Annotated in this window: 16 protein-coding genes; 10 read left to right on the forward strand and 6 right to left on the reverse strand. The window is 65.7% G+C overall.

The window, feature by feature from the left end:
* Positions 1-46: 46 nt before the first annotated feature.
* Entirely contained in the window at positions 47-2,314 is a 2,268-nt protein-coding gene (locus O3301_RS05245; protein ID WP_305055763.1) for an OPT family oligopeptide transporter, read from the reverse strand.
* 211 nt (positions 2,315-2,525) lie between these two features.
* Between O3301_RS05245 and O3301_RS05250 the strand changes: the two genes are divergently transcribed.
* Entirely contained in the window at positions 2,526-4,850 is a 2,325-nt protein-coding gene (locus tag O3301_RS05250; protein ID WP_305055764.1) for a penicillin-binding protein 1A, read from the forward strand.
* Between the two features lie 44 nt (positions 4,851-4,894).
* Here the strand turns inward: O3301_RS05250 and O3301_RS05255 are convergent, their stop codons facing one another.
* Positions 4,895-5,551 (reverse strand): TetR/AcrR family transcriptional regulator, encoded by a 657-nt coding sequence (locus O3301_RS05255; protein ID WP_052140174.1) that lies wholly within the window; start codon positions 5,549-5,551, stop codon positions 4,895-4,897.
* A gap of 375 nt (positions 5,552-5,926) precedes the next feature.
* Between O3301_RS05255 and O3301_RS05260 the strand changes: the two genes are divergently transcribed.
* Positions 5,927-6,841, forward strand: coding sequence for a triacylglycerol lipase (locus tag O3301_RS05260; RefSeq protein ID WP_305055765.1), 915 nt, complete (start codon positions 5,927-5,929; stop codon positions 6,839-6,841).
* 10 nt (positions 6,842-6,851) lie between these two features.
* Complete coding sequence (locus O3301_RS05265; protein WP_305055766.1) at positions 6,852-7,763, forward strand: lipase secretion chaperone; 912 nt, start codon at positions 6,852-6,854, stop codon at positions 7,761-7,763.
* A 3-nt stretch (positions 7,764-7,766) separates the two neighbouring features.
* On the opposite strand, the gene O3301_RS05270 is transcribed toward O3301_RS05265, so the two are convergent.
* The 4 genes from O3301_RS05270 to O3301_RS05285 all read right to left on the reverse strand — a co-directional run bounded on the left by O3301_RS05270 (position 7,767) and on the right by O3301_RS05285 (position 15,231).
* Positions 7,767-10,544, reverse strand: coding sequence for a winged helix-turn-helix domain-containing protein (locus O3301_RS05270; protein WP_305055767.1), 2,778 nt, complete (start codon positions 10,542-10,544; stop codon positions 7,767-7,769).
* Positions 10,545-10,595: 51 nt separating this feature from the next.
* Positions 10,596-11,513 (reverse strand): EAL domain-containing protein, encoded by a 918-nt coding sequence (locus O3301_RS05275; RefSeq protein WP_305055768.1) that lies wholly within the window; start codon positions 11,511-11,513, stop codon positions 10,596-10,598.
* Positions 11,513-13,111, reverse strand: coding sequence for a methyl-accepting chemotaxis protein (locus tag O3301_RS05280; protein ID WP_305055769.1), 1,599 nt, complete (start codon positions 13,109-13,111; stop codon positions 11,513-11,515). Before O3301_RS05280 ends, O3301_RS05275 begins: the two co-directional genes overlap by 1 nt.
* A gap of 344 nt (positions 13,112-13,455) precedes the next feature.
* Positions 13,456-15,231: a methyl-accepting chemotaxis protein gene (locus O3301_RS05285; RefSeq protein WP_305055770.1), complete on the reverse strand. Its 1,776-nt coding sequence runs from the start codon at positions 15,229-15,231 to the stop codon at positions 13,456-13,458.
* 339 nt (positions 15,232-15,570) lie between these two features.
* On the opposite strand from O3301_RS05285, the gene O3301_RS05290 reads away from it, so the two are divergent.
* From O3301_RS05290 to O3301_RS05320, 7 genes are all read left to right on the forward strand, one after another.
* Positions 15,571-16,506 (forward strand): 5'-nucleotidase, encoded by a 936-nt coding sequence (locus O3301_RS05290; protein WP_077405756.1) that lies wholly within the window; start codon positions 15,571-15,573, stop codon positions 16,504-16,506.
* Between the two features lie 218 nt (positions 16,507-16,724).
* Complete coding sequence (mfd, locus tag O3301_RS05295) at positions 16,725-20,168, forward strand: transcription-repair coupling factor (protein ID WP_289914340.1); 3,444 nt, start codon at positions 16,725-16,727, stop codon at positions 20,166-20,168.
* 55 nt (positions 20,169-20,223) lie between these two features.
* Positions 20,224-21,066 (forward strand): phosphoserine phosphatase SerB, encoded by an 843-nt coding sequence (gene serB / locus O3301_RS05300; RefSeq protein WP_289911456.1) that lies wholly within the window; start codon positions 20,224-20,226, stop codon positions 21,064-21,066.
* Between the two features lie 98 nt (positions 21,067-21,164).
* Complete coding sequence (locus O3301_RS05305) at positions 21,165-21,893, forward strand: nucleotidyltransferase domain-containing protein (RefSeq protein ID WP_305055771.1); 729 nt, start codon at positions 21,165-21,167, stop codon at positions 21,891-21,893.
* Positions 21,890-22,813: a TIGR04222 domain-containing membrane protein gene (locus O3301_RS05310; RefSeq protein WP_305055772.1), complete on the forward strand. Its 924-nt coding sequence runs from the start codon at positions 21,890-21,892 to the stop codon at positions 22,811-22,813. The genes O3301_RS05305 and O3301_RS05310 overlap by 4 nt, the downstream gene beginning before the upstream one ends.
* A complete protein-coding gene (locus tag O3301_RS05315; protein ID WP_305055773.1) occupies positions 22,803-23,657 on the forward strand; it encodes a DUF692 family multinuclear iron-containing protein in 855 nt (284 codons plus the stop codon). Before O3301_RS05310 ends, O3301_RS05315 begins: the two co-directional genes overlap by 11 nt.
* A complete protein-coding gene (locus tag O3301_RS05320) occupies positions 23,654-23,920 on the forward strand; it encodes a hypothetical protein (RefSeq protein ID WP_305055774.1) in 267 nt (88 codons plus the stop codon). Before O3301_RS05315 ends, O3301_RS05320 begins: the two co-directional genes overlap by 4 nt.

Consider the following 23,920-nt stretch of genomic DNA (forward strand, 5'->3'; position numbering starts at 1 on the left):
ACCGCCCGGTGCGACCCGGGCGGTTTTCCTTGGAGTGGCTATGACATCAAGCCTGCGAACTGTCCGCTTTCTTCTCGCGCGCCACGATATACAGCAGCACGATGATGAGCGCATACGGCAGCAGCGACAGCGCGTCCGAGTGCAGGCCCGCGTAGAACGGGTTGCCGTGCTCGGCCCAGTCGGCCATCATCTGGTCGAAGTGCGTCAGCACGCCGGCCGTGATGGCGATGATGATGCCGGCCAGCGCGCCGCCGGCGATGTAGCCGGACGCCAGCAGCACGCCCGAGCTGCGGTCGCCCGCCAGCTGGCGCTCTTCCTCGTTCAGCTTGGCGTTGTGTTCCAGCTTGTTGTTGCGGCGGTCCGCCAGCCAGCGCACCAGGCCGCCGACGAAGATCGGCAAGGTGGACGACAGGGGCAAATACACGCCCACCGAAAACGCCAGCGATGGAATGCCGGCCATTTCCAGCACCACGGCGATCATCACGCCGAACAGCACCAGGGTCCACGGCAGCTGCTGGTCGAGGATGCCCTTGATGATGTAGGACATCAGCACGGCCTTCGGCGCATCGTATTTCTTCACTTCCGAACCGTCGGGACGCTTGCTGTAATGGCCATTGATACCCGGATCGACCAGGTAAGCCAGCTGGCCATCATCCTTGACAAAATACTTGCCGGCCGGGCCGCCCACGGTATCCGTCTTTTGCCAGACTTTATACGTGTTGTGGTCCGTCTCGGCTTGCGGGCCATGCAGCTCGCCCGTCACCGTCAGCTTCGACGCATCGACCGTCAGGCCGGGCGCCACTTGCGCGGCCGGCACGTAGACGGTGCTCGCCTCGTTCAATTTGAGCAGAATCGGACCAAGGATCAGGGCGGACGACAAGGCGCCCGCCAGGATCGCGTACTGCTGCAGGCGCGGCGTGGCGCCCACCAGGTAGCCCGTTTTCAAGTCTTGCGACGTGGTGCCCGCATTGCTGGCGGCGATGCAGACGATGGCGCCCACCGACAGGGCCGTCACATAGTAACGTCCGCCCGTCCAGCCCATGATGAGGAAGATCAGGCAAGTGAACAGCAAGGTGGCCACGGCCATGCCGGAAATCGGGTTCGACGACGAGCCGATTTCGCCCGTCAGGCGCGACGACACGGTGGCGAACAGGAAGCCGAAGACGAGGATCAGCAGCGCGCCGAGGAAATTCATGTGCAGCGGCGTGGCGAAGGTGATCACGGCGATGATGGACAGGCAGCCGATGACGACCCATTTCAGGGGGATGTCCTGGTCCGTGCGCAAGGTGGAATCGCTCTTGACGCCCTTGCCGATGCCTTTCAGGCCGGCCGACAGGCTGCGCCAGATCATGGGCATGGCGCGCACCAGGGAAATCAGGCCGCCGGCGGCCACGGCGCCCGCGCCGATGTACAGCACGTAGGCGCTGCGCACGTCGTCCGCGCCCATTTCGCTGATCAACTTGGTGCCCGGCGAAAGCACGGTGGTCAGGCTGTCGCCGAAGAACTTGATCATCGGGATCAAGAGCAGGTACGACAGGACGCCGCCGGCCGCCATGGTGGCGGCGATGCGCGGGCCGATGATGTAGCCCACGCCCAGCAATTCAGGCGAGATTTCGGCGCCGATGGAGCCGCCCTTGAGCGGCGCGGCGAATTCCACGCCCGGCGTATCCTTCCAGCCCTTGAACGAAATATTGAACACTTTATACAGCAAGCCGACGGCAAAGCCGCCGAAGATGATCTTCGCGCGGCGCTTGGCGTCCAGCGCGGCAGCCGAATCCTTCTCGATGCTTTCGCCCGCGGCGATGCGCGATTCTTCCGTGGCGGCCGCCTTCAGCACTTCGGCGCACGCCGTGCCTTCGGGGAATTTGAGTTCCTTGTGCTGGTCGACGATCATGGTGCGGCGCATGGGGATCATCATCAGGATGCCCAGCAGGCCGCCGAGGACGCCGACCAGCATGACGCGCGAGATTTCCAGGTCGAAGCCGAGAATCAGGATGGCGGGCATGGTCACGCCCAGGCCGAAGGCCAGCGATTCGCCGGCCGAACCGGCCGTTTGCGTGATGCTGTTTTCCAGGATCGACGAATCCTTGCCGCCCACCTTCTTGGCCAGGCCGAACAGGGTGATGGCGATCACGGCGACGGGAATCGAGGCACTGACGGTCAGGCCCACTTTCAGCACCAGGTAGAGCGAGGAAGCGCCGAAGACCATCCCCAGGATGACGCCCATGAACAGGGCGCGGAAGGTCATCTCGGGCAGCTTCGCATCGGCCGGGATGTAGGGCCTCACGACGCTCGGTGTTGCATCTTTTGCCATGGATATTTCCTTAATTTTTAAAAATAAACAGCCCGGATTGACGCCCGGGCTATTTTCTTGAAGCCGAGACTATCGCACAGCCGCGTTTCGATGAAAAGGTTTTTTGCTCCCGGTCCCCGAGGCCCGCCCGCCGCCCTGCCCGCGCGGGAAGCACCGGCGCATTGGTCTATAATCGCTGCCACCGTGCCTTGCACGCTCACGTGAGACTGCCTTGACTGCCAAACGAACCGGATTCCCCTGGCCTTCCCGCCGCGCCACCGTGCGCGGTTTCATCATCGCCGGCTGCGCCGCGCTGGCCGCCGCCCTGCTGCTGGCCGCCTACCTGTTCCTGTATGTGCGCCCGCGCCTGCCCGAGCTGGACGTCATTACGGACTACCAGCCGAAGATTCCGCTGCGCGTCTACACGGCCGACAATGTGCTGATCGGCGAATTCGGCGAAGAGCACCGCGACTTCGTGCCGATTGCGCAAGTGCCGGAAATGATGAAGAAGGCCCTGCTGGCCATCGAAGATGGCCGCTTCTACGAACACCACGGCATCGACTTCGTGCGCGCCGGCGGCGCCGTGCTGTCGAACCTGCGCCACGGCTTCGGCCACGGCGGCGGCTCCACCATCACCATGCAGGTGGCGCGCAATTTCTTCCTGACGCGCGAAAAAGTCGCTTCGCGCAAGCTCAATGAAATCATGCTGGCCCTGAAGATCGAGTCGGCCCTGTCGAAAGACCAGATTCTCGAGCTGTACATGAACCAGATGTACCTGGGCCAGCGCTCGTTCGGCTTCGGCAGCGCGGCACAGACGTATTTCGGCAAGCCCTTGTCCGAACTGTCGATCGCGGAAATGGCCATGCTGGCGGGCCTGCCGCAAAACCCTTCGCGCCACAACCCGATCAGCAATCCGAAAAAGGCGCACGCGCGCCAGCAACTGGTGTTGAAGCGCATGCGCGACCTCGATTACATCAGCGAAGGCCAGTACCAGCAGGCGCTGGCGCAGCCGCTGCATATCAACAGCCGCGGCAAGCAGGGTTTCGACACGCACGCCGAATACGTGGCCGAACTGGCGCGCCAGGCCGTGTATGCGCAGTACAAGGAAGACAGCTACACCAGGGGCATCAGCGTCTACACGACGATCTTGAAGGCGGACCAGGATGCGGCCTACGCCTCGACGCGCCGCAACGTCATCGCCTACGACCAGCGCCACGGCTACCGCGGCCCGGAAACCTTCATCGACATGCCGCTTGAGGCCGAGCAGCGCGACGACGCCATCGATGCTGCACTGCAAAAACGCCCGGACAGCGACGGCCTGATCGCCGCCGTCGTCACGGAGGTCTCTAGCGGCAAGGTGGTGGCCGACATCGGCGACGGCGACGCCAAGGCCATCACGGGCGAAGGCTTGCGCTTTGCCGCCCCCGCCTTGTCCGCCAAGGCAGGCGCCGGCATCAAGCTGCGCCCGGGCGCCGTGATCCGCATCACCCAGGACGCCAAGGGCAACTGGGCCATCACGCAAGTGCCGCTGGTGGCCGCCGCCTTCGTCTCGCTGGACGCGGAAACGGGCGCCTACCACGCCATGGTGGGCGGCTTCGACTACAACCTGCAAAAGTTCAACCACGTGACGCAAGCCTGGCGCCAGCCCGGTTCGGCCATGAAGCCCTTCGTGTATTCGGCGGCGCTGGAAAAAGGCTTTTCGCCGGCCACCCTGATCAACGACGTGCCACTGGAAATGCAGGCGGGCGGCAAGGTATGGGCGCCGCAGAATGACGACTTCAAGTTCGACGGCCCGATCACCATGCGCTACGCGCTGGCGCAATCGAAGAACGTGGCCTCGGTGCGCATCCTGCGCGCGCTGGGCGTGTCGTACACGCACGACTTCATGGAAAAATTCGGCTTCGACCTGGCCCGCCAGCCCAGCAACCTGACGATGGCGCTGGGCACGGGTTCCGTCACGCCCGTGCAGATGGCGGGCGCCTACGCCCTGTTCGCCAATGGCGGCCACCAGGTGGAACCGTATTTGATCGACCGCATCGTCGACGCCAAGGGCGCGGTGCTGATGCAGACCAAGCCGCCCGCGCCGAACGACGAGAAGACCTTGGCGCTGGACCCGCGCAACGCCTTCGTGATGGACAGCATGCTGCGCGAAGTCACGCGCACCGGCACGGGCGCGGCGGCGACGAAAAAACTGGGCCGCAGCGACATCGCCGGCAAGACGGGCACCACCAGCGACGCCGTCGACGGCTGGTTCGCCGGCTATGGCGGCGGCATCGTGGCGGTGGCGTGGATGGGCTATGACGAACCCAAGTCCCTGGGCGGACGCGAATTCGGTTCCTCGCTGGCCATGCCGATCTGGATCGACTACATGCGCACGGCCCTGTCGACGCGCCCGCAAGTCACGCGCGCCGTGCCGGCGGGCCTGAGCCAGGTCGACGGCGAGTGGCTGTACGACGAATTCATCGACATGAACGGGATCAGGACGCTGGATATGGAGGCGGAGACGCCGACGGATCCGGCGGCCGTGCCGGAGACGGTGCCGGTGGAAACGAACTAGTGAAAAAGCCAGGAGCGATCCTGGCTTTTTTTTCGGCGGCCTTCTTACGGCGCCTTGACCATGCTCAGGTAGCCGCGCACCGTACTGACGACGCTATCGGCGAAATCGTCGACATTGACCTTCGCTGCGCGGTACTTCCAGCGTTTCACGTACCAGTCCTGGAACAGGGCCAGGCAGTGCGCGGCCAGCAAGGTGGGATCGCCCTGCGGCTTCGGTTCGATTTCCCCGATCGTGGCGGCGATCAGGGTCTGCACGTACAGTTCCGAATTCTTCGCCATGCTGCGCTGCTCCACCTGCAGCACGCGCGAATCCATGAAGACAAAATAAAACCACGGCTGCAGCACTTCGGACAGGTAGATCGACGAACGTATCATCGCTTCCAGGCGGTCCAGCGGCGACTTCACGTCGGCAAACAGCAAGGGCAAGGCTTGCGTGGCGTGGCGCACCACGTCCTCGATCATTTCGGCCAGTTGATCCTTGCTGGTGATGTAGCCATACAGGCCGCCCATCGACAAGCCGGTCTCGCGGCATAAATCGCGCAAGCTCATGGCGCGGAAACCCACGTCATTGGCCAGGCGGAAGGTGGCGACGAAGATGCGTTCAAGATTTTCCAGCGCCGGCTTGCGGCGCTTGACGCCGATGCGCTCCGCGTGGCGGTCAAGAATATATTCCCAGATGTTTTCGCCATTTAAAGGCGTCATCTGCTGAAACTGTTCAAAATTAAAATGGGTCGACAAGTGCATTCCCAAGTAACGGTGTAGGAGCGATATCCATGCCATGCCGGTACGCGGCATTGCAAGATGGCGGGACGGCTGATGCCGGGCCGATTATAGCTCAGGAAAACAACTATTTGACTTTTCAACTATGCAATGGGCACATAAGCAACGCCAAATTCCCACAGTTATTGCGCTGCATCATGCAATTCAAATGCAATTTAAATCCAGCGGTGCTACATTCAAAAAACCGAGCGCTCGCTATTTTTAATGCATCGAGAATGTACAGGAGTGCACGGTTCATCGCTACAGCATCGACATTTCCACTCATTTCCACTATTAATAATACATAACGGAGACAAAATGAAGACACGCTTCTGGCAACTGCTTTCCACCCTGCTGTTTTCCCTCGCCATCCTGCCCGGCAGCGCCAGCGCCGCCGGCTACACGCAAACCAAGTACCCGATCGTGCTCGTACACGGCCTGTTCGGCTTCGACAAGCTCGGTCCCGTCGAATATTTCTATGGCGTCCCCGCCGCCCTGCGCAGCGGCGGCGCGCAAGTGTATGTGACCACCGTGTCGGCCGCCAACAGCACGGAAGTGCGCGGCGAGCAGCTGCTGTTGCAGGTGCGCCAAATCCTCGCCGCCACGGGCGCAAGCAAAGTCAATTTGATCGGCCATAGCCATGGCGGCCCCACGGCCCGCTATGTCGCTTCCGTGCGCCCCGACCTGGTGGCGTCCGTCACCAGCGTGGCCGGCGTCAACAAGGGCTCAAAGGTGGCCGATATCCTCAGCGGCGCCATTCCCAACACCAGCGGCGCGCTGGGCAACGCGCTCGCCTCCCTGATCGGCATTTTGTCGGGCAACAAGGGCTTGCCGCAAAACGCGGGCGCCTCGCTCACCTCCCTGTCCACGGCCGGCTCGCTGGCCTTCAACAGCCGCCACCCACAGGGCGTGCCCACCTCCGCCTGCGGCGAAGGCGCCTACCAGGTGCAAGGCGTGTACTATTTCTCGTGGAGCGGCGCGCAACCGTACACGAACGTGCTCGACGTGGGCGACCCTGCCCTGGCGGCCATCAGCCTGGCCTTCGGCGGCGTCAAGAACGATGGCCTGGTGAGCAGCTGCTCCAGCCACCTGGGCAAGGTGATCCGCGACGACTACGCCATGAACCACCTCGATGAAGTCAACCAGTTCGTCGGCATCGTCAACCTGTTCGAGACGAACCCCGTCACCGTCTTCCGCCAGCAAGCCAACCGCCTGCAAGGCCTGGGACTGTAAGGAGAAGCGCATGCACGCGAAATGGATCATCGGCGGCAGCCTGGCAGCCCTGGCCCTGTACCTGGTGCTGCGCCCAGGCGAGCCGCCCGCCCCGCCGCCGGAAAAAGCGGAACCGGACCTGTTCGCGTTCGTGCGCTCGATGCAAGGCACGCGGCCCGACGGCGACGTGACGGTGGCTGCCGGCGACAAGCTGGTGGTCGATGCGGAACTGGGCCACCTGTTCGACTACTACCTGGCGGGCCTCGGCGAAAAGCCGCTGGCCGCCATCCGCAGCCAGATCGAGGCGGAGCTGGACAAGCGCCTGGCGCCCGTGCCCGCGCGCGAAGCGAAGCGCCTGCTGGGGGCCTGGCTGGCCTACAAGCAGGCGCTGGCCGGCGCGGAACAGGCCTTGCCGACGCAAGCCGATCCCGCCGTGGCGGCGCGCGCGCGCCTGCAAGCCATGCGCGCCCTGCGCGGCAATTACTTTACGCCAGAGGAAAGCGCCGGCCTGTTCGGCGCCAGCGACGCGTATGACGACGACGCCGTGGCGCGCATGGATATCCTCGGAAACACGACGCTCGATGAAGCCCAGCGCCAGGCGCAGCTGACGGCGCTGGACCAGAAAATGTCGCCGGCCCAGCGCGCCGCGCGCGATGCGCCGCTGCAGGTAGCCAGGCTGGATGAATCGGTCAAGGCCTTGCGGGCACAGGGCGGCGGCGAGAATGAAGTCTACCGCCTGCGCGCCAGCACCTTCACGCCGGCGGCGGCGGCCCGTCTGGGGGAACTGGACCGCGAGGAATCGCAGTGGCAGCAGCGCATCATCGCCTACCAGGCGCAAAAAAACAGCCTGCCCGGCGGCGCGCAGGATGCGGCGGCCCTGCAGCAGCTGCGCAACGCCAGTTTCACGCCGGAGGAACAGCGCCGGCTGGGCGCCTACGAATAGCATTCAGGCCAGCTGCGCCAGCAAAGCTGCCGCCGCCATCACGTCCGTCGTGTCGCGCCCCTGGCTATAGAGCGCATGCACAGGGGCCAGCACGGCATGCGCGGCGCCGCCGCGGCCTTGCGCCAGCAGCACGGCCGCCAAGCTGGTGGCGCAGCGCAGTTCCCAGCCCGGCGCCTGCTGGCCCCTGGCCAGCTGCAGCGCTTCTTCCAGCTGCACCCGCACCGCGTCCAGGCCGGCCGCATCGTCGTGCGCCAGCGCCCGCCAGCGGTGGTGCGCGTCGCGGCGCAGCACTTCCGGCGCGCTCCACGGCGCCAGGCCCGTGCGTGCGCGCCGCAGCGCGTGGCTATCGGCGGCCGCGTCGTGCAGGGTGGCCATCAAATCGACCTGTATCGGCCAGCTGCGCACCGAAGGCCAGGGGAATGGCGTCATCGCCTCGCCCCCGTCGAGCAGGCGCTGGTAGGCGGCGCCCCAAGCGCTCCAGTACAGCAAGCCATAGCGGGCCGCGTGCTCGCACAGAAGGCAAGTCCACGCCTGCGCCAGTTCCCGCCGCCCGCACCACAGGGCGACGGGAATGGCATGGATGGCCAGCGCCACGCACAGCGTGACGCCATTGTGCTCGAAGCCCACCGTCACCGCCTCGCGCGCCAGCGCCAGGGCGTCGTCGGGGCGGCCCTGCATCCACAGGCAGCGCGCCAGCGTGCCGCGCAGGCACACCTGGTGATCGGCCAGCAAGGCATTGTTGAAGCCAAGCTGCGCCGCACCCCCAGGGTGCGCGAGCACCATGCGCGCCAGCGCCGCCGACTGCGCGTAGCGTCCCTGCACATACTCGCCCACGGAGCGCATGCGCGCCAGCACCAGGTGCATCGCCGTGTCGTCGCGCGTTGCGCACAGGACGGCAAGCTCTATGACGTAACTGTCGGCGCGCTGGAAATCGGCCAGCTTCAGGCAACAGATCCACATGCCGCAAATCGCTTCGGCCCGGCGGCTGCCATCGTCCGTGCGCATGGCCAGCGCATAGCCGCGCTGGAACGAACGCAGCATGGTGCCGGTAATGCCTTGCGTATGCAGCAGCAGGTGCGCCTGCGAGGCATGCAGCTGCATTTCGCTGTCGGGGTCGTCCACCGCATGCGTGGCCATGCGCTCGAGCGCCCGCTCGACGCGCACGCGGTATTCATCCATCAGCGACAGCTGATAGAACAGGGTTTGCGCGGCCAGGGTCAGCGCCACGCCCAGCGCCACGTCGCCCTCCTCGCCGAAAGCCCAGTCGATGGCGGCCCGCAGGTCATCGACATGGCGGCCGTAGCGCGCGCTCCAGTGGGCCGGCGGCATGCTTGCCCAGTCGGCGGCGATGCGTGCGGCCAGTCCCAGGCAATGGCGCGCATGGCGCAGCAGCACGGCGCCCGCGCCACCGCCCGCCGACAGCTGCGCGCCAGCATACGCGCGCGTGGTGTCGAGCAGCCGGTAATACACGTGCTGGCGGCAAAATTCGATGCTGACGAGGGACTTGGCCACCAGGTCGGCCAGCGTGTCGAACACGTCGCATCCCGCCACGGCGCTGGCCGACTCCAGGCGGAAGCGGCTCCTGAACACGCTCAGCGCCTGCAGCGCCTGGCGCTCGCGCGCGTCGAGCAGGCCGTAGCTCCAGTCCAGCGTGGCGCGCAGGGTCTGGTGGCGCAAGGGCATGTTGCGCGCGCCGCGCGTGAGCAGGCGAAAGCGGTCATCGAGCTGGCGGCGCAATTCGTGCAGGCCGAAATGGGCAATGCGCCCGGCCGCCAGTTCCAGCGCCAGCGGGATGCCGTCGAGGCGCCGGCAGATGTCCACCACCACGGGCACGTCGGCGTCGGCCAGCACGAAGGCGTCGTCGACGGCCGCGCAGCGTTCGCAAAACAGCTGCACCGCGGAGAAATGCCGGGCCGCCGCCGCATCGGGCACGGCATCGGCAGGCGGCAATTCCAGCGCGGGCAGGCGCTGCAGCTGTTCGCTGGTGAGGCGCAGCGGCTCGCGGCTGGTGGCCAGCACATGCAGCAGCGGCGCGCCCTTGAGCAAGGCATCGGCCAGCGTGGCAGCCGCGCCGATCACGTGTTCGCAGTTATCGAGCACGAGCAGCATGTGGCGCGGGCGCAGGTAGGCCAGCAGGACCGGCATGGCGTCGCCGGCCGGCACCGCCACCCCCAGCGCCGTGGCCAGCGCCAGCGGCACCAGGCGGCCCTCGTCCAGCGGCGACAGGTCGACGAAACACACGCCGTCGGCATAGCGGCGCAGCACGCGCGTGGCCAGGCCGACGGCCAGGGTGGTCTTGCCGATGCCGCCCGGGCCGGCAATGCACAGCAGGCGCAATTGCAGCAGCTGGTTGGCCATCGTTTGCAGCACCTCGGCGCGGCCCAGCATGCGCGTCAGCATGACGGGCAGGTTATGCCGCGGCTCGGCGCCCGCCGCACCGGACGCCGGCCGGCCCGTGTGCGCCAGCGGCGCCAGGAAGCCGTAGCCGCGCCCGGGGATCGTGGTGATGTAGCGCTGGCCGTCGCGGCCGTCGCCGAGCGCCTTGCGCAACGCCGCCAGGTGCACGCGCAAGGTCGCGTCGTCGACCACGGCATTGGGCCAGACGATGGCCACCAGTTCATGCTTGTCGACGATGTCGCCGGCGCGCTCCAGCAGTGCCAGCAGCAAGTCCATGGCCCTGCTGCCCAGGCGCAGCGCGCGGTCGCCCTCGAACAGCAGGCGTTCTAGCGGCAAAAGGCGAAACGGGCCGAAGACATAGGCCGGGACGGGACTGTTTATCATTCTTGCGTGGTGGTGTAGGTGTTAAAGCACGCGGCTTGCAGTGGCCATATTCTACTGAGCATCCGCGCCATGCCGCATGGCGCCATGTTGCGGCACCGTTACAAGGCCGGCGGACAGCAGCGCGGCCACCTCGGCCGCGGGCGCCGGGCGGTGCAGATAAAAGCCCTGTACCTGCGGGCAGCCCAGCCGCCGCAACTGCGCCAGCTGTGCACCGTCTTCCACGCCCTCGGCCAGCGCCAGCAAGCCCAGGCCGCGCGCCAGCGCAAGGGTCGAGGCGACGATCACGGCGTCGCTACCGCAGCTATCCACGTCGCGGATGAAGGAACGGTCGATCTTGATGGTCTGAATCGGCAGCATCCGGACATGGCTCAAGCCCGAATAACCGGTGCCGTAATCGTCGAGCGAAAGGGCCAGCCCCAGCGCGCGCAGGCGGCGCAAGCCCTGCGCCGCCTGCGCCATGTCGTCGATGCGGCAGCTTTCCGTCACTTCCAGCTCCAGCAGGCGGGCAGGAATGGCGTGGCGCCGCAGGCAGTCCAGCACGAAGTCGGGCAACTGCGGCTGGCACAGCTGGCGCGCCGAGACATTCACCGAGACCGGCACCAGGGGCAGGCCCGCCGCGCGCCACTGCGCCAGCTGGCGGCAGGCCGCATCGATGCCCCAGTTGCCCAGCGCGGCGATGGCCTGCGTCTGCTCGGCCAGGCCGATGAATTCGTTCGGGTAGACCAGGCCGTGGCGCGGATGATCCCAGCGCAGCAACGCTTCCAGGCCGACCAGGCGCAGCTGCGCCGTGTCGAACTTGCCCTGGTAGTGAAAGCGGAATTCGCCGTCGACGATGGCGCCGTCCAGGCGCGCCTGCAACTCCCGGCTGCGCGCCGACGCCCTCGGCTTGCCGCCCTGCCCCTCCCGCGCCTGGCGCCGCGCCCGCCACAGCACGACGCAGCCGCGCCAGAACCTTGCCAGGCGCGCCACTAGGCCAGCAGGCGCGGCACGGCCGGCGCGCTCCGGCGCGGCAAGGTGTGCGCCGGCCCCTGCTGCAGGCGGAACACGCTGACCACCTGCAGCAGCTTCGCCGCCTCGCCTTCCAGCGATTGCGACGCGGCCGCCGCTTCTTCCACCAGGGCGGCGTTCTGCTGCGTCACTTCATCCATCTGCACGACGGCCTGGCTGACCTGGCCGATGCCCGTGCTTTGCTCGGCGCTGGCGGCCGTGATGTCGGCCACCATCTGGCTCACGCGTCCCACGGCCGCCACCACGTCCCGCATCGTGGCGCCGGCCTGCGCGACGAGGGCCGCGCCCGCGTCCACCTGCTGCGTGGAATTGGCGATCAGGGCGCGGATATCGCGCGCCGCCGCCGCGCTGCGCTGCGCCAGGTTGCGCACTTCCGTCGCCACGACGGCAAAGCCGCGCCCCTGCTCGCCCGCGCGCGCCGCTTCCACGGCCGCGTTCAGGGCCAGGATATTCGTCTGGAATGCCAGCATGTCGATCACGCCGATGATGTCGGCGATCTGCGCCGACGACGCGCTGATGGCATCCATCGTATGGATCACCTGTCCCACGGCTTGCCCGCCGGCGCCGGCGATGTTCGCCGCCTCGACGGCCAGCACGCTGGCATGGCGGGCATTCTCCGCGTTCTGCTGCACGGTAGAGCTGAGTTCCTCCATGGCCGACGCGGTCTGTTCGAGCGAGCTGGCCTGCTCCTCCGTGCGCGACGACAGGTCGATATTGCCGGCCGCAATCTGCGACGATGCCGTGGCGATGGTATCGGTACCGCTGCGCACCTGCTGCACGATGTCGAGCAGGTTGCCGTTCATGATGCACAACGCATCGAGCAGCTTGCCCGTTTCATCGCCCGCATGGCGGCCGAAGGTCGACGTCAGGTCGCCGGCGGCCACGGTCTGCGCCACCGTCAAGGCATGGCGCAGCGGGTTGACGATGCTGCGCGTGACCAGCCAGGCGGTGACGAGCGAAAACAGCACGGCCAGCGCGCTCAGCGCCAGCATCATGTTGCGCGCCGTCGCGTATTCGTGGCTGACCTGGGCGCCCGCCTCCTCCATCAGGTCATGCTGGAGCGCGATCAGGCTTTCCAGCGCCGCCATGTAGCGCAGCTGGTCGCCGCGCACCGTGCCGAGCAGCAAACTGGTCGCTTCCTCGCGCGCCCCCTGTTCCAGCAGGGCCAGCACCTTGTCGCGCCCGCCGTTGAAGGTGGCGCGCGCCTGCGTCACGGCCGCCATCTGCTGGCGCCCCTGCGGCGACAGCACCACCTTGTCCAGCTGCGCCAGGCCCTTTTCCGTTTCGCCGCCCGCCCTGGCGATGGTGGCCCGCTCCTGCGCCAGCTGCTGCGGCTCCGTCATCAGCAGCAGGTTGCGCGAGGAGCGCGCGATGATGTTGACATTCTTGATGATGTCGTTGGCCAGCACGGTTTTCGGATATTTGTCGTCGATCACGTCGCGCATGCGCAGTTCCAGGCTGGACAGGCGCAGCATGCCCTGCATGGCGGTCGCCAGCAGCAGCAAGGTCAACAACGCAAAGGAGCAGCGCAGGCGCGTGCCGATTTTCATATTTGCCATCTTCATTCGCATCCTTCAGTGTGGTGCATCGGTCATTGCGCCGGGCTCGCATGCAAGGCTGACGGCAATGGCTGCCGCCTGCCACGAATGGCTGGACGCAGCAGGCGGAGGGGTCAGCCGGGATGTGGCCGAGGCGGGAACAAGGGTGGTACGGCAGGCAGTGTGAGTTATCTCACAAGCAATGTCGCGTTAAGTTTTGAAAAGATTTGCTTAGATGGCAAAACAGCTATTTTTATAACGCTGTTTTTTTAGTAAGTAGTAACCGCAGTGCGAACCTGTGCGCGCATGTAGAAACGGCCGCGCAAGGCGGCCGTCCGTTAGCGCAGGCTGGCGCCGTCAAGCCATCAGAACACTTCCCACTCGTCGTCGCGCGGCGCGCTCTGGCGCTGGGACGGCACGGCGTGCAAGGCCGGGCGGCCCGCGGCGGGACGGGAAGCCGGACGCGGTGCGGGACGCTTCGGCGCCGCGCTGGCCACCGCGGCGCGCGTCGCGGCAGGCTTTGCGTTCGCGTTTGCGCGCGCTGCAGGCGCCTGGGCGCCATCGAGCTTGAAGACGCTGACCGCCTCGGCCAGCTGGCCCGATTGCTCCTGCAGCGATTCGGCCGCGGCGGCCGCCTCTTCCACCAGGGCCGCGTTTTGCTGCGTCACCTGGTCCATCTGGCCGATGGCCTGGTTGATCTGGTCGATGCCCGAGCTTTGCTCCTGCGTCGCCAGGCTGATTTCGGCCATGATATCCGTCACGCGCTGCACGCTGGAGACGATTTCGGCCATCGTGCTGCCCGCCTCGGCCACCAGCTTGCTGCCTGCGTCGACGGCCACCACGGAGTCGCCGATCAGGGTCTTGATTTCTTTCGCTGCGCCAGCCGATCGTTGGGCCAGATTACGCACTTCCGTCGCCACCACGGCGAAACCGCGTCCCTGCTCGCCCGCGCGCGCCGCTTCCACGGCCGCGTTCAGCGCCAGGATATTCGTCTGGAAGGCGATGCCGTCGATGACGGAAATGATGTCGACGATCTTGCGCGACGAATCGTTGATGGCGTCCATGGTCTCGACCACCTTGCCCACCACGGCGCCGCCCTTCACGGCCACGCCCGAGGCGCTCAGCGCCAGCTGGTTGGCTTGCTGGGCATTGTCGGCGTTCTGCCGTACGGTCGACGTCAGCTCTTCCATCGACGACGCCGTCTCTTCCAGCGAACTGGCTTGCTCTTCCGTGCGCGAGGACAGGTCCAGGTTGCCGCTGGCAATCTGCGACGACGCCGTGGCGATGGTCTCCGTGCCGCTGCGCACCTGGCCGACGATGCTGACCAGGCTGGAATTCATGTCCTTCAGCGCCTGCAGCAGCTGGCCCGTTTCTTCCGTCGTGTGCACCTCGATCTGGCTCGTCAGGTCGCCCGAGGCCACCGTCTGCGCCACTTTCACGGCCGAATTGATCGGCTGCGTGATGGCGCGCGTGATGTAGGCGGCGCAGCCGATGCCCAGTGCGGAGGCCAGCAAGCCGAGGATGACCATCAGGCTTTCCGAGCGGATCACGGCCGCGCTGCCGTCCTTGACGCTGGCGTCGGCCACGCCGTTATTGAGCTTGATGATGTCGTTGAGCGTGCCTTCGGCCTTGCCGAACAGCGCGCGCGAATCCTGGTACTGCTTGTAAAAGCCCACGAACAGCTCTTTCTGCCGCGCTTCGTCGCGGTTGTCGGCCAGCTGGCGCAGGATGGCGCGCACCTTGTCGTCGTCCGCCTTCCAGGCCGTCCACTCGCCCTGGAAGCGCTGCCACAGCACGGCTTCCTCGGGCGTTTGCGGCAGCGGTTCGTACAGCTTGCGGCCGGCCTCGATATTGTTCCAGGCGCGCGTGCGCAGCTGCAGCGCTTCCGCGAACTTGTCCTGTGCCTGATAATTGTTTTCATAGATGGCCGCCGTCAGGGTGGCGGCGGCGACGGCCGTCTGGCCTTCGCTGATCATCATCAAGCCCTGGATCGACGGCAGGCGCACGACGCCGATTTCATTGACGGCGCGGCCGACGGTGGCGATGCCCGTGTAACCGCTGATGCCCACCACCAGCAAGGCCGCCATCATCACGGCGACGAGCGTCGCCAACTTCCATTTGATCAGTAAATTCTTAAACATGGCTAGGCCCTTTATATAATCACGATTTTTGCTGGCGAGGTTGAGGCTGGCATGTTCGAGTAAAACAGCTGACACTTGTATAAAGGTGGCGGGGATGGGGCGTACGCTTCGTTACAATTGGCGAGATTTGATAATAGGAGCATAGTGGAAAACGGGAACGCTGACTGCTACATACTTGATACAAATCAATATTTATTTCCTGACTGTGGCGCGCCTTGCACAGTGGCATCAAAAAGCCATCCGATGCCCTGCTTTGGTGCAAAAAATCCCCGCGCGCCGCTATTGGCTACGCAGTTAATAGTCGTATAAGATGGTCAACACCCACACCACAGGTACAGCATGGCTTATCCTATCGAACACAAACTGGTGATCGGGGTCGCTTCCAGCGCCCTGTTCGACCTGGCCGAATCGCACCAGATCTACCTCGACAACGGCCCCGAGGAATACCGCAAGTATCAGGAGACGCACATCGACACGGTTCTGCCGCGCGGCGTGGCCTTCCCCTTCATCCGCCGCTTCCTGAACATCAACAAGCACTACCCGCGCCAGTCGCCCGTGGAAGTGGTGCTGTTTTCGCGCAATTCGCCGGAAACGGGCTTGCGCGTGATGCATTCGATCGCCCACTACGGCCTGGACATTTCGCGTGCCGCCTTCATGACGGGCAAGTCGCCGTATCCCTACCTGCCCGCCTTCAATGCCTCGCTGTTCCTCAGCGCGAACGAAGGCGACGTGCGCAGCGCCCTGGCCTGCGACTATCCGGCCGGCCTGGTGCTGCCGTCGCGCACGGAAGACGACGAAAACGACGAGGAATTGCGCGTGGCCTTCGATTTCGATGGCGTGATCGCCGACGACGAAGCGGAAACCGTCTTCAAGCGCAACAATGACGTCGATGAATTCCACGCCCATGAAACCCTCAACGTGGGCACGCCGCACCGCCCCGGCCCGCTGGCCGGCCTGTTCCAGAAGCTGGCCACCATGCAGCGCCTGGAAGAAAGGGCCCAGCGGCGCGACCCCGGCTATAAAAAGATCCTGCGCATCGCCATCATCACGGCGCGCAACGCGCCCTCGCACGAGCGCGTCGTGACGACCCTGAAAAGCTGGGGCGTGGCGGCCGACGAGACGTTTTTCCTCGGCGGCATGGACAAATCGCGCGTGCTGGCCGTGTTCAAGCCGCATATCTTCTTCGACGATCAATTGAGCCACCTCAAATCGGCGGGCGGCACCATCCCGATGGTGCATGTCCCGTTCGGCATCGCGAATGTCCGCGCAGGATAAAACCTGCTGCGCGTCGTGCTTTGCGGCCTGCGATGCTCACTGTGCTCAAGCACAGTTGCGCTTCTTAGCCACAAATCACTGCCGCTCGCGACGGTTTTCTCAAGCGCGGAGATATAAGTGATGGTCTATAATCTCGCCTGTCAGCGCCGTCACTGGCGGCGCTGCGCGCACCACAGCTGTCCCACTCAACTGCCTCTGCCACTAGTGTCATCGCCTGCATGTCCTTAGACTTAACAAAAGCCCTCCCCAAGCCCGGCAACCGCTACGCGCTGCCCGCCCTGTATGGTTCATCCGACGCCTATGCCCTGGCGCTGGCCGCGCTGGAATTAAAAGCGCGGGGCCAGATGCTGGCCGTAGTGGTGGCGCAGGCCAGCGACGGCCAGCGCCTGCTCGATGAAATCCCGTGGTTTGGCGGCAAGGACTTGCGCTGCCACCTGCTGCCGGACTGGGAAACCCTGCCCTACGACGCCTTTTCGCCGCACCAGGACCTGGTCTCCGAGCGCCTGGCCACCCTGCACGAAATCCAGACGCGCCAGTGCGACGTGCTGATCGTGCCGGCCACCACGGCGCTGGTGCGCCTGGCGCCGCCATCCTTCCTGGCCGCCTACACCTTCTTCTTCAAGAAGGGCGAAAAGCTCGACGAAGCGCGATTGAAGTCGCAGCTGACCCTGGCCGGCTACAGCCATGTCTCGCAAGTGATGTCGCCCGGCGAATACTCGGTGCGCGGCGGCCTGCTCGACCTGTTCCCCATGGGTTCCGCCCTGCCCTACCGGCTGGACCTGTTCGGCGACACCATCGAGACCATCCGCACGTTTGACGCCGACACCCAGCGCTCGCTGTACCCCGTGCATGAAGTGCGGCTGCTGCCGGGGCGCGAATTTCCCATGGATGAAGCGGCGCGCACCACCTTCCGCAACCGCTGGCGCGAACAGTTCGAGGGCGACCCATCGCGCTCGGTCGTCTACAAGGACATCAGCAGCGGCATCGCCTCGGCCGGCATCGAATATTATCTGCCCCTGTTCTTCGAACAGACGGCCACCCTGTTCGACTACCTGCCGCCCGACGCCTCGCTGGCCCTGGTGGGCGAAATCGATGCGGCCATCGGCCGCTTCTGGACCGATACGCAGTCGCGCTACCGCTTCTTAAAAGCCGACCGCGAACGGCCTATCCTGCCGCCCGAATCGCTGTTCCTGTCCGACGAGCAGTTCTTCGGCCTGGCCAAGCCGTATCCGCGCCTGGCGATCGCCAAATCGAACGATGCGCTGGCGTCCGAACTGTCGGCCCCCGTGCCGAACATCGCCGTCAACCGCCGCGCCGACGACCCGCTGGCCAACCTGCGCAGCTATTTGCTGCAAGCGGGCCGCCGCGTGATGATCTGCGCCGAATCGAACGGCCGCCGCGAAACCCTGCAGCAGTACTTCACCGAATACGACCTGCACCTGACGCCCGTGGAAGGCAGCGACGGTTTTCTGCAGTCCGACGCCAAGCTGATGCTGGGCGTGGCGCCGCTGCACGCGGGCTTCGAACTGTTTACGCCGGAAGGTCATTTATCCTTCATCACGGAGACGGAGCTGTATGCCGGTTCCGGCCGCCGCGTCGGCACCAAGAAGCAGGAAGGCGTGACGCAGGTCGAATCGATGGTGCGCGACCTGTCGGAGCTGAAGATCGGCGACCCCGTCGTGCACATCAACCACGGCATCGGGCGCTACATGGGCCTGACCAGCATGGACCTGGGCGAAGGCGAGACGGAATTCCTGCACCTCGAATACGCGAAGGACACCAAGCTGTACGTGCCCGTATCGCAGCTGCACGTCATTTCCCGCTATTCGGGCGCCTCGCCGGAAGACGCGCCCTTGCACTCGCTCGGTTCAGGCCAGTGGGAAAAGGCGAAAAAGCGCGCGGCCGAACAGGTGCGCGACACGGCCGCCGAGCTGCTCAACCTGTATGCGCGCCGCGCGCTGCGCCAAGGCCATTCGTTCGAATTCTCGTCGCACGACTACCAGCGCTTCGCCGACAGCTTCGGCTTCGACGAAACGCCGGACCAGGCCGAAGCCATCCACAACGTCATCAAGGACATGACTTCCGGCAAACCGATGGACCGCCTCGTGTGCGGCGACGTCGGCTTCGGCAAGACGGAAGTGGCGCTGCGCGCCGCCTTCATCGCCGTCATGGGCGGCAAGCAGGTGGCCATCCTGGCGCCCACCACCCTGCTGGCCGAGCAGCATGCGCAAACCTTCGCCGACCGCTTCGCCGACTGGCCCGTGCGCATCGCGGAATTGTCGCGCTTCCGCAGCGGCAAGGAGATCACGCAAGCGTTCAAGGGCATGGCCGACGGCACCATCGACATCGTCATCGGCACGCACAAGCTGCTGTCCGACGACGTGAAGTTTACCCGTTTGGGCCTGGTCATCATTGACGAAGAACACAGGTTCGGCGTGCGCCAGAAGGAAGCCTTGAAAGCCCTGCGCGCGGAAGTCGACGTGCTGACCCTGACGGCCACGCCGATCCCGCGCACCTTGGGCATGGCGCTGGAAGGCTTGCGCGACTTTTCCATCATCGCCACGGCGCCGCAAAAGCGCCTGGCCATCAAGACGTTCGTGCGCAGCGAAGGCGAAGCCATCATCCGCGAAGCGTGTTTGCGCGAACTCAAACGGGGCGGCCAGATCTACTTCCTGCACAACGAGGTGGAAACCATCCAGAACCGCCTGGCCATGCTGACGGAATTGCTGCCCGAGGCGCGCATCGCCGTGGCGCATGGCCAGATGCACGAGCGCGACCTGGAAAAGGTCATGCGCGACTTCGTCGCCCAGCGTTTCAATATTTTGCTGTGCACGACGATCATCGAAACGGGCATCGACGTGCCGACGGCGAACACCATCATCATGCACCGCGCCGACAAGTTCGGCCTGGCGCAGCTGCACCAGCTGCGCGGCCGGGTCGGCCGTTCGCACCACCAGGCCTACGCCTACCTGCTGGTGCACGACGTGCAGGGCCTGACCAAGCTGGCGCAGCGCCGCCTGGACGCCATCCAGCAGATGGAAGAACTGGGCAGCGGCTTTTACCTGGCCATGCACGACCTGGAAATCCGCGGCGCCGGCGAAGTGCTGGGCGAAAGCCAGTCCGGCGAGATGACGGAAATCGGCTTCCAGCTGTATTCGGACATGCTGAACGAAGCCGTGCGCTCGCTGAAAGCGGGCAAGGAGCCGGACCTGGCCGCGCCGCTGGCGTCGACGACGGAGATCAACCTGCACGTGCCGGCCCTGCTGCCGGCCGACTTCTGCGGCGACGTGCACGAGCGCCTGTCGATCTACAAGCGCCTGGCCAACTGCGCCACGCAGGACAAGATCGACGATATCCAGGAAGAGCTGATCGACCGCTTCGGCAAGCTGCCCGACGCCGTCAAGGCCCTGGTCGAGACGCACCGCCTGCGCATCGCCGCGAAAACCGTGGGCATCGTCAAGATCGACGTGCATGGCGAGGCGGCCACCCTGCAATTCATGGCCAAGCCGCCCATCGACCCGATGCGCATCATCGACTTGATCCAGAAGAACCGCCATATCAAGCTGCATGGCCAGGACAAGCTGAAAATCACGGCCGCCATGCCGGACCTGGCCGCGCGCGTGACGCAGATCAAGACCACCATCAAGCAATTGACGGTTTAGACTATTCCTATCATTTATGCAGGGCTGACCCATGACCAATACCAAGACCATCACCATGAATCTGATCCTGCAGGGCCTGGACGGCGATAGCGCCCGCCTCGAGCGCATCGCCGCGCTGGCCGCACCGACATCCATCACGCGCCTGGGCCCGAACGCCGTGCGCTGCGAGCAGATCGCCTACTCGCCCGCGCTGCGCCCCACCATTGAAGTGGCGGCCCAGGCGGCGCAACTGGACGCCACCTACATGATGGGCCAGCGCGAGCTCGGCGAATTCAAGCTCGTGGCGATGGACATGGATTCGACCCTGATCACCATCGAATGCATCGATGAAATCGCCGACATGCAGGGTCTCAAACCGCAGGTGGCGGCCATCACGGAAGCGGCCATGCGGGGCGAACTCGATTTCAGCTCCAGCCTGAAACAGCGCGTGGCCCTGCTCGAAGGCCTCGACGCGTCGGCCCTGCAGCGCGTCTACGATGAACGGTTAAAACTGTCGCCGGGCGCGGAAGCCATGCTGGCGGCCGTGCAAAAGGCGGGCTTGAAAACCCTGCTGGTGTCGGGCGGCTTCACCTTCTTCACGGAGCGCCTGAAGGAACGCCTGGGCCTCGATTACACGCATGCGAACGAACTGGAAATCGTCGACGGCAAGCTGACGGGCAAGGTGTTAGGCGGCATCGTCGACGCCGAGGAAAAGCAGCGCACGGTGGAAAGAGTTTGCGCGGAGCTGGGCATTTCCCCGTCCGAGGCCATCGTCATGGGCGACGGCGCCAACGACTTGAAAATGATGGGCATCGCCGGCCTGTCCGTGGCCTTCCGCGCCAAGCCCGTGGTGCGCTCGCAGGCCGACGTGGCGCTGAACTTCGTGGGACTCGATGGCTTGCTCAACGTATTGACCTGAGTCGGCGCCATCTGGCGGACGGTGCGCGCACGATGGCATAAGTTTGCTATATTGCAAACTTATGCGCATCCTGCCAACCCATCGTGAAAGAACACCGCATGCCGCCACCGTTGCCAGAAGAGATACAACGCCACCTGGATGTGTTTGTCGCCGCCGCGCAAAACACCTTTGGTGACGACCTTGCCGCCGCCGTGCTGTTTGGCTCGGCCGCCGATGGCCAGGTGCGCGCCACCTCCGACGTCAACCTGCTGTTGCTGCTCAAGCGCTTTGCGCCGCAGGCGGCCGATGCGCTGCGCGGGCCCTTGCGCCTGGCGCACGCCGCCATCGATTTGCAGGTGATGTTCCTGCTCGAGGGCGAATTGACGCAGGCCGCCGACGCCTTCGCCGTCAAGTTCGCCGACATCATCGCGCGCCACCAGGTGCTGCATGGCGCCGACCCTTTCGCCAGCCTGCGCACGAACCGCGACGCCGTGCTGCGGCGCTTGCGGCAAGTGCTGCTGAACCAGCAGGTGCGCATGCGCGAACGGTATCTGCTATTGAGCCTGAATGAAGAACAGCTGGCCGGCGCCATCGCCGACGCAGCCGGCCCCCTGCGCTCGTCCGCGGCGTCGCTGGCGCAGCTGAAGGGCAAGTCCGGGCTGTCCGGCAAGCAGGCGCTCGAAGCATTTGTCGACCAGCTGGGCGAGCCAGCCCTGCACGCGGCCCTGCAAGCCATGTCGGCGGCGCGCGAAACGGCGCGCCTGGCGCCCGGGCAGGCCTTGCCCGCCTTCACAAGCCTGATGACGATTACCGAACACTTGCGCGAACACGCGGAGCAGATGCGGTGAACGGCGCCAATCCGTTCGACTGGAGCGGGCCCTGGTTCCTGCTCGCCTACCTGGTCTTTGGCATGCTCGTGTACTACCTGGCGCGCGAGCTGCTGATACGCATGGAATTGCGCAATCCGCACGCCCAGCTGTCGCTGGCCGATGATCCCTACCGCATCGCCTTCCTGCGCGGCGGCGCCCTCGAAGCCGTGAAAGTCGCCACCATCGTGCTGGTCGACCGCGGCTTGCTGCGCGCCGACGGCCCGCTGCTGGAAACGGTCAGCGCCGACAGCCTGCGCTTCGCCAGCCATGACATCGAACGCGACGTGCTGCAGCTGTACCTGGGCCGCCAGGGACACAGCAAGGAACTGGCCGTGCAAGCCGAAATGCTGCCCTCGTGCCGCGCCTACCTGGAAACCTTGACGCAGCAGCAATTGCTGGTCGGCCCGCCGCTGCTGCGCCGGCGCGAACGCATCACCTGGACGGCGCACTGGCTGCTGCTGACGGTGGCCGCCGTCAAGGCCGTCATCGCCATCAGCCGCCAGCACTACAACCTGCTGTTCCTGGCGCTGCTGCTGGCGATCTTCCTGCTCATGCTGCGCGGCTTGCGCACCCAGGCGACCAGCTGGAGCGCGCAGCGGCTGCTGACCGACCTGCGCATGCTGTTTGGCCGGCTGAACATGCGTTCATCGCGCCTGCAGGCGGGCAGCAGCAGCGCCGACATGGCCCTGCTGGCGGCCATCTTCGGCCTCGGCGCCCTGCCGCCGTCGGTGTACGCGTATGTCGCCCAGCTGTACCCGGTGCCGCGGCAAAACGGCGGTGGCGATTCGTCGTCCGGCAGCTCGGGCGACTCCGGCGGCGGCTCGTCGGGCGGCGGCGATGGTTCTTCCTGCGGCAGCGGCTGTGGCGGTTGCGGCGGTGGCGGCGGCTGTGGCAGCTAGCCAGGGGACCGCGCGCGACCGCGTCGGCCTTGGCTGGCGCGGCGAACTGGCGACCGGCATCCTGTCCAACCTGGCGCACATCGACGTGCTGGAAGTGATCGCCGACGATTATTACCACGCCGCGCGCGCCGGCATCGCCGCCTTGCGCAGCCTGGCGCGCCAGGTGCCCGTCAGCCTGCACGGCGTGGGCATGGGGCTGGCGTCGACGATTCCCGCCGACCCGCGCCGCCTGCATGCGATGGCGCGCCTGATGAAGGAGGTGCAAGCGGAATCGTGGTCCGAGCACCTGAGTTTCGTGCGCGCCGGCGGCGTGGAAATCGGCCACCTGGCGGCGCCGCCGCGCACGCCGCGCAGCGCCGCCGGCGCCATCGCCAATATCGCGCTGGCCACGCGCATCGTCGGCAGCGCGCCGCTGATGGAAAACATCGCCACCCTGGTCCAGCCGCCCGCCAGCACGCTGGACGAAGCCGAGTGGCTGACGCACATCCTTGACGGCGCGCAAGTGCCGCTGCTGCTGGACCTGCATAATCTGTATGCGAACGCCGTCAATTTCGGGCATGACCCGGAGCAACTGCTGCTGCGCCTGCCCCTGGACAGGGTCGGCGCCGTGCACCTGAGCGGCGGCCACTGGATCGACGCGCCTGGCGGCGGCCAGCGCCTGCTGGACGACCATATGCACGACGTGCCGCCCGCCGTCTTCGCCCTGTTGACCGTGCTGGCGCGCCAGGCGCCGCAACCGTTGACGGTGATCGTCGAACGCGACGGCAATTACCCGTCGTTCGGGCATGTGCTGGACCAGCTGGAGCTGGCGCGCGCGGCCTTGCGCGCGGGGCGAAACGCATGAGTTCCCCCGCACTGGAAACCTATCTGGCAAGGCTCTACACGGACGACGCCCTGCGTGCCGCCTTCCTGCTGGAACCCCGTGCACACGCGTTGCGGCATGGCTTGTCGCCGCAGGAGGCGGACGCGATGGCGGCGATGGACCGCATCGGCCTGCAGATGGCGGCCGCCAGCTATCGCGCCAAGCGGACCGGCCGCACCGGGCATGGCAGCCAGTCCAGGCCAGCGCAACGCTGGTGGCGCCGGCTGCTGCACGCCTGGCGCTGA

Origin of the sequence: Janthinobacterium sp. SUN211 (assembly GCF_030587315.1) — a bacterium.
Taxonomy (GTDB): Bacteria; Pseudomonadota; Gammaproteobacteria; order Burkholderiales; family Burkholderiaceae_D; genus Janthinobacterium; species Janthinobacterium kumbetense.